The organism is Burkholderia sp. S171, from assembly GCF_009766085.1.
Lineage (GTDB): Bacteria > Pseudomonadota > Gammaproteobacteria > Burkholderiales > Burkholderiaceae > Caballeronia.
Genome location: NZ_LMUF01000004.1, coordinates 1 through 12,737, shown reverse-complemented (window position 1 = coordinate 12,737; position 12,737 = coordinate 1). Strand labels below are relative to the sequence as shown.

13 protein-coding genes are annotated in these 12,737 nt (G+C 59.6%); 3 read left to right on the top strand and 10 right to left on the bottom strand.

Going from position 1 to position 12,737, the window contains the following annotated elements:
• Positions 1-58: 58 nt before the first annotated feature.
• The 3 genes from GSQ93_RS01055 to GSQ93_RS01045 are packed head-to-tail and all read right to left on the bottom strand — an operon-like array spanning position 59 to position 3,110.
• Positions 59-787: a histidine phosphatase family protein gene (locus tag GSQ93_RS01055; protein ID WP_158933849.1), complete on the bottom strand. Its 729-nt coding sequence runs from the start codon at positions 785-787 to the stop codon at positions 59-61.
• Positions 784-1,572 carry an oxepin-CoA hydrolase, alternative type gene (locus tag GSQ93_RS01050; RefSeq protein WP_158933848.1) on the bottom strand — a complete coding sequence of 263 codons (789 nt, stop codon included), beginning with the start codon at positions 1,570-1,572 and terminating at the stop codon, positions 784-786. Before GSQ93_RS01050 ends, GSQ93_RS01055 begins: the two co-directional genes overlap by 4 nt.
• Positions 1,569-3,110, bottom strand: coding sequence for a 3-hydroxyacyl-CoA dehydrogenase (locus GSQ93_RS01045; protein WP_158933847.1), 1,542 nt, complete (start codon positions 3,108-3,110; stop codon positions 1,569-1,571). Before GSQ93_RS01045 ends, GSQ93_RS01050 begins: the two co-directional genes overlap by 4 nt.
• Before the next feature lie 115 nt (positions 3,111-3,225).
• Here GSQ93_RS01045 and GSQ93_RS01040 point away from each other — a divergent pair, with 115 nt between their 5' ends.
• A complete protein-coding gene (locus GSQ93_RS01040; protein WP_158933846.1) occupies positions 3,226-3,885 on the top strand; it encodes a glutathione S-transferase family protein in 660 nt (219 codons plus the stop codon).
• A 2-nt stretch (positions 3,886-3,887) separates the two neighbouring features.
• Here GSQ93_RS01040 and GSQ93_RS01035 read toward each other — a convergent pair whose 3' ends face one another.
• Both GSQ93_RS01035 and GSQ93_RS01030 read right to left on the bottom strand, forming a co-directional pair.
• Complete coding sequence (locus GSQ93_RS01035) at positions 3,888-5,069, bottom strand: pyridoxal phosphate-dependent aminotransferase (RefSeq protein WP_158933845.1); 1,182 nt, start codon at positions 5,067-5,069, stop codon at positions 3,888-3,890.
• 43 nt (positions 5,070-5,112) lie between these two features.
• On the bottom strand, positions 5,113-5,628 hold the full coding sequence (locus tag GSQ93_RS01030) for a putative toxin-antitoxin system toxin component, PIN family (protein WP_158933844.1): 516 nt from the start codon (positions 5,626-5,628) through the stop codon (positions 5,113-5,115).
• Positions 5,629-5,683: 55 nt separating this feature from the next.
• Here GSQ93_RS01030 and yaaA point away from each other — a divergent pair, with 55 nt between their 5' ends.
• Both yaaA and GSQ93_RS01020 read left to right on the top strand, forming a co-directional pair.
• A complete protein-coding gene (gene yaaA / locus GSQ93_RS01025; protein ID WP_158933843.1) occupies positions 5,684-6,463 on the top strand; it encodes a peroxide stress protein YaaA in 780 nt (259 codons plus the stop codon).
• 44 nt (positions 6,464-6,507) lie between these two features.
• Complete coding sequence (locus GSQ93_RS01020) at positions 6,508-7,668, top strand: M14-type cytosolic carboxypeptidase (RefSeq protein WP_158933842.1); 1,161 nt, start codon at positions 6,508-6,510, stop codon at positions 7,666-7,668.
• Positions 7,669-7,850: 182 nt separating this feature from the next.
• Here GSQ93_RS01020 and GSQ93_RS01015 read toward each other — a convergent pair whose 3' ends face one another.
• The 5 genes from GSQ93_RS01015 to GSQ93_RS37710 all read right to left on the bottom strand — a co-directional run.
• Positions 7,851-8,450, bottom strand: a complete 600-nt coding sequence (locus GSQ93_RS01015; protein ID WP_158933841.1) for a hypothetical protein — start codon at positions 8,448-8,450, stop codon at positions 7,851-7,853.
• Between the two features lie 186 nt (positions 8,451-8,636).
• Positions 8,637-9,311, bottom strand: a complete 675-nt coding sequence (locus GSQ93_RS01010) for an energy-coupling factor ABC transporter permease (RefSeq protein ID WP_158933928.1) — start codon at positions 9,309-9,311, stop codon at positions 8,637-8,639.
• A 117-nt stretch (positions 9,312-9,428) separates the two neighbouring features.
• Positions 9,429-10,247: a response regulator transcription factor gene (locus GSQ93_RS01005; RefSeq protein WP_158933840.1), complete on the bottom strand. Its 819-nt coding sequence runs from the start codon at positions 10,245-10,247 to the stop codon at positions 9,429-9,431.
• Between the two features lie 891 nt (positions 10,248-11,138).
• Positions 11,139-12,353 carry a DUF2863 family protein gene (locus GSQ93_RS01000; protein WP_158933839.1) on the bottom strand — a complete coding sequence of 405 codons (1,215 nt, stop codon included), beginning with the start codon at positions 12,351-12,353 and terminating at the stop codon, positions 11,139-11,141.
• A 77-nt stretch (positions 12,354-12,430) separates the two neighbouring features.
• Positions 12,431-12,737: hypothetical protein (locus GSQ93_RS37710; RefSeq protein WP_216857562.1), on the bottom strand; the 307-nt coding region annotated here is incomplete at its 5' end.

Sequence of the window (12,737 nt, the reverse complement as noted above, 5' to 3'; positions counted from 1 at the left end):
TCACGCGGCGTCGCGCCGTTCATCAGCGCTGTTGTTCGGCGTGCAGGCCGCGTGCCCGCTATGGCTTTATCAAAGATCTAAAGCGCACGAACTGGGCGTACAGCAGTTCCATGGTCGTGTTCCGTACCGCGGCGTGAAGCGGCGAGGGCGGTGAATGGTTCAGCGCGCGGATCACCCAGTCGCCGGGTTTATCGCCGACATCAAGCGCGTTGATACAGCCCGTGGTCTGCGAAAGATGGCCGAAAAACATGCGGCCCCCACTGGTGATTGCGTGCGACAACAACGCGCGATTGACGCCGCCGTGCAGCACGAGCAGCACCGTGTCCCACGATGCATCGTCGCGCAGCTTTTGCAACGGCGGCAACACGCGATCAAGCAATTCGCCGATAGTCTCGCCGCCCAGAAAGGACGTTGTTTCTGGCACGATGCCATCGAAAACGCTGAGAAACGCGCGCTCGACATCCTGCGCTGGCAGTTCGCTCAGCCGGCCGCCACGAATCTCCTGCCACTCCGGCCAGATGTCGATATCGATCTGCTGACCGGTTTCGGCCAGCACGCGCTGCGCTGTTTCGATCGTGCGTGGCAAGCCGCTCGCGATGACTTTACCGAAGCGGATTTTCTGCGCCTTGAACTCGCGGCCCGCCGCGCTTGCTTCCTCGCGGCCACGTTCATTCAGCGGTACACCTTCCGGGTCGATGGCACGGCCGCTGGCATCGAAGTAAGTGACGTCGCCGTGGCGCATCAGGAAGATGCGGCGGCGTTTGGGGAGTTCGTAGAGGGTCGTCATTTGTAGAGCGGTGGCCGTTTTTCGAGGAACGCGTTGATGCCTTCGAGCGCGTTGCCGTTATGCAGGGCATCGACGAAACCATCGCGTTCGTCGTCCAGATGTTCCGCCAGCGACTGCGTTTCGGCGGCTTCGATCAGCGTCTTTATCCGCGCGAGCGCTTTCGGCGCCATGCGGCCCAGTTCATCCGCCCAGGCGATGGCGGCATCGAGCGCTGCGCCCGGTTTCGTCACGCGGTTCACGACACCAACCTCATGCAGCCGCGTGGCACCGATGGGTTTCGCTTCAAGCAGGATTTCGGTGGCGAGCGCACGCGGCAACGCGCGCGTGAGGAACCACGAGCCGCCGCCATCGGGCGTGAGGCCGACGCGGGAGTACGACATCACGAACTTGGCGTCTTCAGCCGCGACCAGCAGATCGCATGCAAGCGCAAGCGAGAAACCCGCGCCCGCTGCAGCGCCTTCGACGGCCGCGATCACCGGTTTCGTCGATGACCGCAATGCCACGATCCACTCGCCGAGCATGTCGATGCTCGCGGCTTGCACCGACGGATCCTTCGCGCGGTTCTCCAGCAACCGGTTCAAGTTGCCGCCGGCGCAAAAGAAGTTATCGGCGCCAGTTAGCACGATGGCGCGCACTGACGTATCCCGTTCAGCCGTGTTCATCGCTTCGATGCCGGCCGTGTACATGTCCGGGTGCAACGCATTGCGTGCGCCCGGATTGGACAGCTTGAGAACGAGCGTGGTGTCGCTTTCAGCGGGACGGACGGAGAGCAGTTCGGCGCTCATACTGGTGCCTCATCGAAGGTGAGAGACAGGCCGAGCTGCGCACGGCGCGCGAGCCAGGGCGACGGACGATAACGCGGGTCGCCGAGCACGGCCTGCATGTTGCGCAGGATAGTGAGGATGGTGCTCGTGCCGAGCGCGTCGCCTAACGCAAGTGGACCACGCGGATAACCCAGGCCGAGCGTGACGGCGAGGTCAATATCCGCCGGACTTGCAATGCGTTGCTGCGCGATATCGCAACCAATGTTGACGATGGTCGCCACCACTCGCTGGGCAACAAACCCGGTCGAATCACGGATCACGGTGACGGGGACGCCATCGAATGCGAACAGCGCGTGCGCGGCGTCGCGGAACTCGGCGGTCGTGGCCGGCGTGGTCATGATGGTGCGGCGCGCGGCATCGGCGAGGGGAAACAACGTATCGATAGCAACCGTGCGCGACGCGTCCAGTTTCTCCGCGACGGCTGCGGTCGTAGCATCGTGGCCGAGCGGCGTGACGATAATCAGCGAATCCGGTGCCGGGGTGCCGCCGGTATCGATAGTGACAGCCGTTTCCATCTTCGCGATCAACCGGAACACTTCTTCACGCGCATGGGCCGATGCCCGGCTTACCCAAACGCGACGCGGCAGCGTGGTAGGCGCGGGCGCTTCTTCGGGAGTTTGCTGCTTGCCATCGACATACTTATAGAAACCTTCACCCACCTTCCGTCCGATCAACCCACCGGCGAGCCGCGTGCCGGTAATAGGCGACGGCGTAAAGCGCGGTTCCTCATAAAATTGGTGATAGATCGATTCCATCACCGGATGCGACACGTCGAGCGCCGTCAGGTCCAGCAACTCGAACGGCCCGAGCCGGAAGCCAGCTTGTTCGCGCATGATCCGGTCGATATCGGCGAAACTCGCCACGCCTTCGCTCGCGATCCGCAAGCCCTCGGTATTCATGCCGCGCCCGGCGTGATTCACGATAAACCCAGGCATGTCCTTCGCGCGCACGGCCGTGTGGCCCATCTGGCGGCCGAGTGCCATCAGCGCGTCGCCGGCAGCGGGGTCTCCCCGCAAGCCGTCGATCACTTCGACTACTTTCATCAGCGGAACGGGGTTGAAAAAGTGCAGGCCGACGACGCGCTCCGGCTTGGCACAGCCCGCGGCAATGGCCGTAATGGACAGCGACGACGTATTCGACGCCAGAATGCAATTTTCGCCGACCACGCCCTCAAGCTCGCGGAACAACTCCCGCTTGACCTCCAGCTTTTCCACGATGGCTTCAACCACCACGTCGCAATCGGCCAGGTCGCCGATCGCACCGGCCGCATGAATGCGCGCCAGCGCGGCGTGCGCATCGGCTTCGTTCAGCTTGCCTTTTGCGGCGAGTTTGTTCAGGGTATCGGCGAGATACTCGCGTGCGGCTGCGATGGCTTGCTGGTTGGTGTCGTACAGACGCACGTTCAGGCCGCCCAGCGCAGCGATCTGCGCAATGCCGCGTCCCATCGCGCCGCTACCGACAATCCCTATGGTCCGAATTTCTGTATCGCGAAAACTCATGGCGTGTCTCACTCCTTATTGCTAGATTAGCACGATCGTACTGTTTATAAGGTGGCCTCGAAGGCCGCCGATTGCCTGCATTGCTTAAAAATGAAAGATGTCCAGGAGACTCAAGATGCTCAAGCTGTATGGTTTTCCGCTGTCCAACTACGTGAACAAGGTGAAGTTCGTGCTGCTCGAACACGGCATTCCGTTCGAGGAGGTGCGTGCAAATTTTGGCCAGGACGAAGCAACGCTTGCGCTCTCGCCGCTCGGCAAGGTTCCGTATTTGGAGACCGAGGCCGGGGCGCTGTGCGAGTCGCAGGTGATTGTCGAATATCTGGCGAGCGCTTATCCGGAGAAACCCATTTTTTCCGCCGATCCGTTCACGGCCGCCAAGGAGCGCGAGATGATCGCGTTCATCGAGACACACTTGGAACTGGTTGCCCGCGAGCTGTACAAGCAGGCGTTTTTCGGCGGCACAGTGACTGATTACACCAAGGTGCGCGCGGAAAAACGGCTCCGGCATGGTATTGCCGGATTCAAGCGGATTGCGAAGTTCGAACCGTATGCGCTCGGCACGACCTTCAGTATCGCCGATGTGAGTGCATTCGTGAATTTGCCGCTGATCGGGCTGACGACGAAAGCGATCTATGGAGCGGATTTCCTGCTGGAAGCGGGAATCGACTGGAAGACGCACAACAAGTTGGTGGGCGAGCGGCCGGCCGCGCAGAAAGTCACGGCGGACCGGCTCGCTTTCATGGAAGCGCAGAAGAAAGCGCTGCCGAAGATCTAGTCTTAAAGACTGGCGAGACGTTCAAGCGCGGTGCGAAGCGTCTCTTCCTTTTTCGCGAAGCAAAAGCGCACGACGCCCGATTCGTGGCTCTCGTGATAAAACGCCGACACCGGAATGGCCGCGACGCCAATCTCGCTCGTGAGCCATTGCGAGAACTCGGCCTCAGGCAGGTCGCTGATGGCCGAATAGTCGACGCACTGAAAATACGTGCCGTCGCAAGGCAGCAGCTTGAAGCGCGAATTGGCGAGGCCTTCGCGGAAAAAATCGCGTTTTTGCTGATAAAAAGCGGGTAATTCCTGGTACGGCGCTGGGTCTTTGAGGTATTCCGCAATGCCGACTTGCATCGGCGTGTTCACAGTAAAGACGTTGAACTGGTGGACTTTGCGGAACTCGGCTGTGAGCGCGGCGGGCGCGGCAACGTAGCCGATCTTCCAGCCCGTGACGTGAAAGGTCTTGCCGAAACTCGATACCACGAAACTGCGCGCGGCCAGGTCCGGATAGCGGGACACGCTTTCGTGCGGTGCGCCGTCGAAGACCATGTGTTCATAGACTTCGTCGGAGAGAATCAACACGTTGGTGCCGCGCAGGATCTCGTCGAGCTTTTGCATGTCCCCGGCGCGCCAAACGCGGCCCGTTGGATTGTGCGGCGAGTTGATGATCAACAGGCGCGTTTTGGGCGTGATCGCGGCGGCGATCTTGTCGAAGGGCAACGCGTAATCGGGTGCTTCCAGCGATACAAACACCGGTTTGCCGCCCGCCAGCTCGATCGCCGGTACGTAGCAGTCGTACATCGGTTCGATCACAACGACTTCGTCGCCCGGATGCACGCAGCACAAAATGGCCGTCAGGATGGCTTGGGTCGCCCCGGCCGTGACGGTGATCTCGCGCTCGGCGTCGTACTGGCGGCCATACAGCCGTTCGATCTTGTCGCTGATCGCGTGGCGTAGGGAAGCGGCGCCGGCCATCGGCGGATACTGGTTGTGGCCGTCGCGCATGGCGTTCGACACGGCGTCCACAATGCGCGGATCGCATGCGAAATCCGGAAAGCCCTGACCTAGATTGACCGCGCCTTTCTGGGTCGCGAGTGCGCTCATGACGGTGAAGATGGTCGTGCCGACGTTCGGCAGGCGCGATGTGATGGCGGGAACGGCGGGCGAAAACGAAAGGTCGTGCGAGGCGTTCATGGCGTGGGCGTTTCGGCTGCGCTAAAGGGAAATGTGTCCTATTTTAAACGTCGATGGCGTTTGTATCTCTATTCGTTTCTTTGGTCGTTTCTTCATAAGCTTCAATGTGGGCTTCGAAACTGGCCACGAACGGCCCCGGCTGGGCGATTCGAAACCCAAAGTCGCGTGCTGTGCGTTTCGCGAGTTTCAGCACCGCGCGATCCTTCGAAACCAGCCAGTCCGCCCGGCTCAAGTGCGCCAGTTCAAGAAACTTCTGGTCGTCGCGATCGCGGCATTTGGGCAACGGCGGTGCGTCGGCGGGCAGTGGTTCGGGCGCAACGAGTCGCGAGAGCCGCGCGACTGTATCTAGCGCGTCGGACTTATTGACAGCGAAGCGCACGAATTGCGGATAGTCCAGCACATACGTCAGTTCTTTGAGGCAGCGCGAGTCGATCAGCGCTTCCAGCGCGCCGGCTTCAAGGGCAACGCGGATTGGACGCGTGACGGGGTCGTCGAATACCAAGATATCAATCCAGACATTCGAATCCAGGACGGCACGCAGCACGGGGGATTTTTTCATTCGATACAATCGAGGGTTTCCGTCTTCATCGTTGGCAGTCTGCCGGCGAGCCCCTATGATAATCGTTCTATCGCCGGCCAAATCGCTCGACTACGAGACACCGCCTCACGTTACCAAGCACACGTTGCCTGAATTCGCCGCCGATTCCGCCGAACTGATCGACGCCTTGCGCAAGCTCTCGCCACAGGATATTGGCAGCCTCATGCATATCTCCGATCCGCTCGCGCGACTCAATTTCCAGCGCTATGCGGACTGGTCGCCGAGCTTTGATACGCATAATTCGAAGCAGGCCATGCTGGCGTTCAACGGCGATGTCTACGAAGGTTTCGACGCAAAGTCGCTGCATGCAGCCGATCTCGACTACGCGCAAACTCATGTGCGTGTGTTGTCCGGGTTGTACGGGCTGCTGCGGCCGCTGGATCTGTTGCAACCGTATCGGCTGGAGATGGGCACCAAGTTCGCCAACGCTCGCGGCAAGGATTTGTATGCGTTTTGGGGCGACCGCATCACGGCGGCCCTCAACGCACAGATGAAAAAACAGAAGGGCGCACGCGTGCTGGTGAACTGCGCGTCCAACGAGTATTTCAAGTCGGTGAAGCCGAAGCGCCTGGACGCGCCGGTGATATCGCCGGTCTTCCAGGACTGGAAGAATGGCCAGTACAAGATCATCAGCTTTCACGCTAAACGCGCGCGCGGTTTGATGGCGCGGTTCGCGGTGCAGCATCGAATTGACGAGCCGGAAGGCCTGAAGGCTTTTGACAGCGATGGCTATGCCTTCGATAAAAAGGCATCGACTGAAACGAGTTATGTGTATCGCCGGCGGCTGGGTCTTTGAGCGCGGCGCGTACGGACTAGATTCCGCATTATTAAGGAAGCGTCATGAGCATTTCAATCACGAGTCAATTCGATGCCGGCGCGATAGACGTTGTGTCTGCCGACGATCCCGCGGCCATTCGCCTGCGTGTGCGTTCGGACAGCCACGCCGACTTTGCGCAGTGGTTCTACTTCCGCGTCTCGGGCGTGCGCGACGAGCCGCTCACCATGAGCTTCGAGAACGCCGCTGACTGTGCGTTCGCCGATGGCTGGCGCGAGTATCGGGCGGTGGCGAGCTACGACCGGATCAACTGGTTTCGCGTACCCACGCGTTACGATGGTCGCGTGCTGACCATTGAGCACACGCCCGACTTTGACGCTGTCTATTACGCCTATTTCGAGCCGTATAGCGAAGAGCGCCATGCGGGTTTCCTTGGCGCCGTTCAGCAGATGCCGCACGCGACGCTCACTGAAATCGGCCGGACAGTGCAAGGCCGGCCGATGTCGCTGGTGTCGCTTGGGTTGACCGAGGAGACCGAGCGCCCGGTGAAGCCGAAGAAGAACGTGTGGATTATCGCGCGTCAGCATCCCGGCGAGACCATGGCCGAGTGGTTCGTGGAAGGGCTGATCAAACGGCTGGCGGGCTGGGGCGACTGGGCGGGTGATCCTGTCGCACGGTTGATCTTTGATCACGCCGTGTTCCATATCGTGCCGAACATGAATCCCGATGGCAGCGTGCTTGGCAACCTGCGCACGAACGCCGCGGGTGCCAACCTGAATCGCGAATGGATGGAACCGGACGCAGCGCGCAGTCCTGAAGTGCTGGCCGTTCGTAATGCCATTCATGCGCTGGGCTGCGATCTTTTCTTCGATATTCACGGTGACGAAGCATTGCCTTACGTATTCGTGGCCGGATCGGAGATGCTGCCCGGCTTTACCGAAAGACAAGCGCAGGAACAGAAGGCGTTCATCGAATGCTTCAAGCAGGCGAGTCCCGATTTCCAGGACGTGTACGGCTATGAAGCGAGCAAGTACCAGACGGACGCGTTGAAGCTGGCGTCTAAATATGTGGGCAACGAGTTTGGATGTTTGTCGCTGACGCTTGAGATGCCGTTCAAGGACAACGCGAATCTGCCGGACGAGCGGGTTGGATGGAACGGAGAGCGCAGCGCTGCGTTGGGGGCGTCGATGCTTCAGGCTATGCTGCGGCATCTCCAGGCATTCTGAGGCTGGCAATCGGAGGGAGGTGAGCACGACTGAACGCATGCGATGCGCGTGCGTTCCGAAGGGCCTGCAGCAAAAGGGCGTGATCGCTAGACGGCGATCACGCCCTTTTCCCTTTTCGGCCGCGCTCGAGACAGTGAGTCAGTGGACGATGAGTCGGAGGACAGCGACTCAGAGAACCCGGTTCAGTGCTTCTTTTTGCCCGACGATTTTTTCGTCGTCTTACTGCCTGCCGATTTCGAACTTGTCTTGCCTTTGCCCTTACTCGCACCATGCCGGCCTTTTGCACCGTGACTCGAGCGGGGTTCCGCGCGCGGCCTGGCTGAAGGCACGGGATCATTCCAGCCGAAAGCCAGCATCTGGCTCCCTACATAGCCGCATCGGAACTTCAGCGTGGAAGGGCTTGAGTCGCCGTCCTTGGTGACCCCAAGGCCCTCGACTGTCACGACGTTGTCGACCTTGATGCGTTGTTTGTGGTCGTCGAAGGCGTCGTTCCACGGGACGATGCTGCCATGAGCGGAATCGAAGGAACTGGCCGGAAACTCCACATGGTCGAACGCCGTCGACGTACTCGCCACGAAACTTCCGTGCGCGGCGCAGTCGGCCACCAAGGGATTGGCGTTGAAGTCGGTGACGAAGTGATTGACGAGCTCGTTGCGTTCATCGAGCGTATCGGCGAACGCGGTGGCACTGCATGCGGCCGACGCGAGTGTCGCCATTGATGCAATTGCCACCAGCCGGCCGACCAGCCGGAGCAGTCGACGCGGTACTTGAATACTATCCATCAGGTTATGCACTAAAGAGACAACAGGCACGTAAGATGCCCGACAGTGAGCGGGAGTTCCATCTTATATTAAATTCTTTCACTAACCGCCGACGATGTCCGGCCTCCACACAGGTTCTGCCATGGACCTTGATGCGGGATAAGGTTTGGAATCGCCGGGATCGATGGGTTTAGATCAATGCGGCGTTCAGACGCGCGGGCCACGATCCAGCCGATAACGCCGGACGTCGAACGTAGTGATCCAGGTCGGCCGGTAGACGGTGATCAAGATGGTGAACACGCCGGTAAATAAGGCCTCACCGGCGACGAGCAGGGAGGCAGCGAGCGTAAATCCAGCCGGGATAATAACGTCGCCATCGGCAAGCACGATTTGCAGCAGCAGTCCTGCCGAGCACGCTATGGCGACGGCGCATGCCGAGGTCAGGAAACCGTGACCGACGATGAAGACGAAGAGACTCCGCGGAATCCACGCCTGGATCGCTTTTTGTAGCAGCGACGAAACGGCGACAGGCAATGCCCCGAACAGCAGGAAGGTCACGGGAACGCCGGGCCATGAGGCATCCAGCACGACGGCAGCCAGACCGGTTGTCACGGCCATGCCGACCATGGCGAGTTGCCAGTCAAACAGGGTGACCATCAGTGTTGCGCCCAGCAGATGAATGGCGGGGCCGTCCTCGAACCAGGTGTTGCACGCCCACAGTACCGTCACCGCGACGACAATGCCAAACCAGACGTGCTGAAGCGTCCCATCTTGCAACCGTCGAAACGGGTTCTTCCAGATCGCAAGCGCGAGCACGCCCACAGTGACAATCCAGCCACCTATTGCGAGCCAAAGCGGAAGAGGTGTGTAGAAGAAACCCATAAATCTCATATTACTCGTTTGCGCCCGAAAACGTGTGCATTGACTGTGCCAGGGGGGATTTTGCAACACGCAACGCGTTAATTTACGCGTTGCGTCCTGACTGTGAAACGACCGTGTTCAGTCACCGAAGCGGGGTTGGGGTTGAGCGGCCATTGGCAGCAAGTGTTCGTCTATTTCCGGCCGTGGCCCGTACGTCAGCATAGCGGCCGCGCGCAGTGGCACCGGACCGGCATCGCCGAGAGCCGGCCGTGGCGACGCGTCGGCCTCGCGCTTCAGGACTTCAAGATAGCCATTTTGCCAGCCGTTATAAATAGCAACGGCCGCGGCGCGATTCGGTGCACCGAGCTGCTGGAAGATGCTGCCCAAGTGGATTTTCACTGTGCCCTCGCTGATTCCAAGTGTCTTCGCAATGATCTTGTTGGTGCTGCCCATGTGGACGCAGCGCATGATTTGTTGCTGGCGCAGCGACAGTGTGTTGAACCGTTTTGAGCCCTTTCGGAAATCTTTCGGTCCGGTGTCGCGACGCGGCAGGAAAACGGACTCGATCGTCGGATCAAGCGCGCACACAGGAACGTAGTGGCCACCCAGCAGAACCATTTCGAGCGCACGAACAATCAATGTAGGGTCGAGATCGCGTGGCACCACACCGAGCACGCCGGCGCTGAGAAGCATGCGGACCTGCGCGGTTGATGCTTCGTCCACGATGATTGCCGCAGGGGTACTCGGGAAAGCGTTCAGCAGCGTGCGCAGATCTGCCATGCGCATGGCCTCGTGCCAGTCGATCACGATCATGTCCGGATCGAGCCGCAGGACCGCGCTTGCCGCTTGACGCCAGTCTTTTGCTTCGTTGAAACGCGCGCGTCGGTCGATGTGCCTTAAAAGCGCCTTCAAACCTTCGCGACGCTCGGCTTCGGAGTTGACTATCGTGAATTTCATACGTGCCTCATTGTTATATGGGTTCGGCGCGATGCCCGCTTCCGGGCGGGCGATATGCGGCTAAACCGATAATGACCAATTGCGGCCGAAATTGCGCCCTGACCGAACGGCATAGGCAATACGCACAAAATCACGTGCTACGTTCCGCCTGCGGGTTGTTTGGGTGAATTAATCGCTGTTCGAGGCAGGTTCGCTGAGAGAAGTCTCAATATATGTGGTCGAAGTTGGGATACTTCTCAAATCGAAGTGCGAATGCGAGACGGAATGAGACTTATCCGAGGCGCGCTTCCGTGCCGAGACGCAGCTCTACATGAGGATAATTCGGGTTGTTCTTGTTTGAATTTGCCCACGGCGTTGTTTTGATCTAACAACGCGGCAAGTGGTTTGCGCTTTTCGCTGCTTCTCGCGTTGATTTTGACCGCTCAATAGTGGCTGCGGAGGGGCAGATAGCGACCCAAGGAATGAAGAGGGAAGAATGACGGTGCTACCCAAATGCATCGCATGGACGATAGGGCGGATCAACCGCCCAAGTCCGTTGGTCGGGATAGCTAACTCGACGCTTGGGACTGCTTCGTGGAATGGTTTTATTTCGGGGGAGCTGGAACGCGGCTTTGTTCGCGCGACGCCGATTCTGGAGATGTCCCTTGCAAGCGGTAGTTGGGCGTTGCGAGTTCGGCGTGCAAAAAAACCCGTTCCAACGAGCGTTGGAACGGGTTTTTGTATTGGATCAAGAAGTTGAGGTCGGTCCCGTCAGGATTTGCGCTGCGTCGAATTCCGCAAGTACGCATACGCTAACTTCCCGATTACTTGCGGTGATGCCAACGAGGGAACGCGACAACGTTCGGCACGCGAGCCGCAAACGCCTTCAACCTCCCTGTCCAACCTCTTGCTTCAGTGGAAATGCGGCTGGGCTGGCTCAGCGTCTTCCGGCATTTCCGCATGGACGATTTCCCCGAGCGGATCCGCATACAGCGGCACACCGCAGTCATCGCAATATTCCGGCTCGAAACGGCCGGTGTGACGACGCACTTCGGTTACGCCCGAGCGCTTCAACAACGCAACGATCTCCTCAACCGGACCATCCACGCCTTCGAGTTCGGCTGCTTCTTCCGCCGCGTTAATTTCGCCGTTTTCCCGTCCGTAGAGCGGCCAGACGACGCCATAGATCACGTCGTTGCTGCCACGGCGAGTAAAGCCGATCCGATATTCGTCCACGCGCTGCTCGCCGAACCCTGCGATCACGGCGCGTAATTCGTCAGGCGCTGTGCCGAGCGTGTCGAACAGGTAGCGAACGGCGGTACGGACCGAGTGCGGCCGAACTTGTTCGTCCGCGTCACGACATGCCGAGTAGTAGGCGTCGGGCAACAGGCATTCGAATTCGCAGCCGGGCAGGATCGCGGCAAAACTGGCGCCACCTTGGGTTGCCCAGTGTTCAAGGCACTGGCCGCGTTCAATCCGAGTGCCGGCCGTTTCCTCTTGCCACCGAAACAGCGCGTCGCCAGCGGGCACGATCGCCATTGCAAGCAAGAAGCGCGGATCGGCGAGAATCGGTGAGGTTTCAGGCAAGTCACCAAGATTGAGGCGCGCTGGCGCGTTGCCGAGCACGGTCTGTATGAGTTGCTGCGCCACACGCGCAGTTTCCACGTGGTGGCGCGGCAACTGGTCGATGCTATAGAGGTACGGTGCAACCGACACCTTGGCGCCTTCAGCGAGCACATGCGCTTGCAACTGAGCACGCAAGGCGTCGACCACGTCGGTCTTGAGCGGCCCGGACGGGATCGAGTAACGCGTCCATGCCAGCACGGGCGCCGCGATCAATAGCGCTTCGTGCGGCATGCCGTCGATCTCGATCGCGAACGACTCGCTTTGTGTTTCCGCCATATCGGCGAGGGCGCCATAAGCGTCCGGAAACTTGAGTTGAAGATGGTCAAGCGCGGCATCAAGCGCAGTCTGATTGCCGTTGCGCACAATTTTCCCGAGAAGGGTGTCGAGACGCGCTTCCCAGAATCGGTCTTCTATACGGCTGCCCGATGCGAAGAGCGAGAGCGAAAGACCGACAAGCTTGTCGGCATCCGGGGGAAGTCGTTTGGCGATTCGCGAGCGCATAGGAGGCAGTTATCAGGTGCAGAGAACCTTAGATTGTAGTCGCTATGCGTCCGGTTGGACCATTAGTGCACGGCCTCTCAGCGATGCCGGTTTTGCGCCTTCCTTTTGCGCTCTTTATTACGGCGGGGGGCTCCGTTGAAATTCTTTTCACGAACCCCTTGCGCAAGGGTGAAACGGGCACTAGAATTCCGTTCCTTCGCTTCCCAAAGAGGCGAAGGGAAGTGAGAAAGTGCAGTAAGCGTGGCGCTTAAGAGGATGCCGCGGAGCCAAGCAGGACGGGCTTCGCAGCGAATCGGAAAGTTCAGGTGAAGTAAAAAACCTGTTGACGAAAAGCGAAACGCACGACATAATCTCGTTTCTGTGCTGCAGATGCAGCGACGCGAA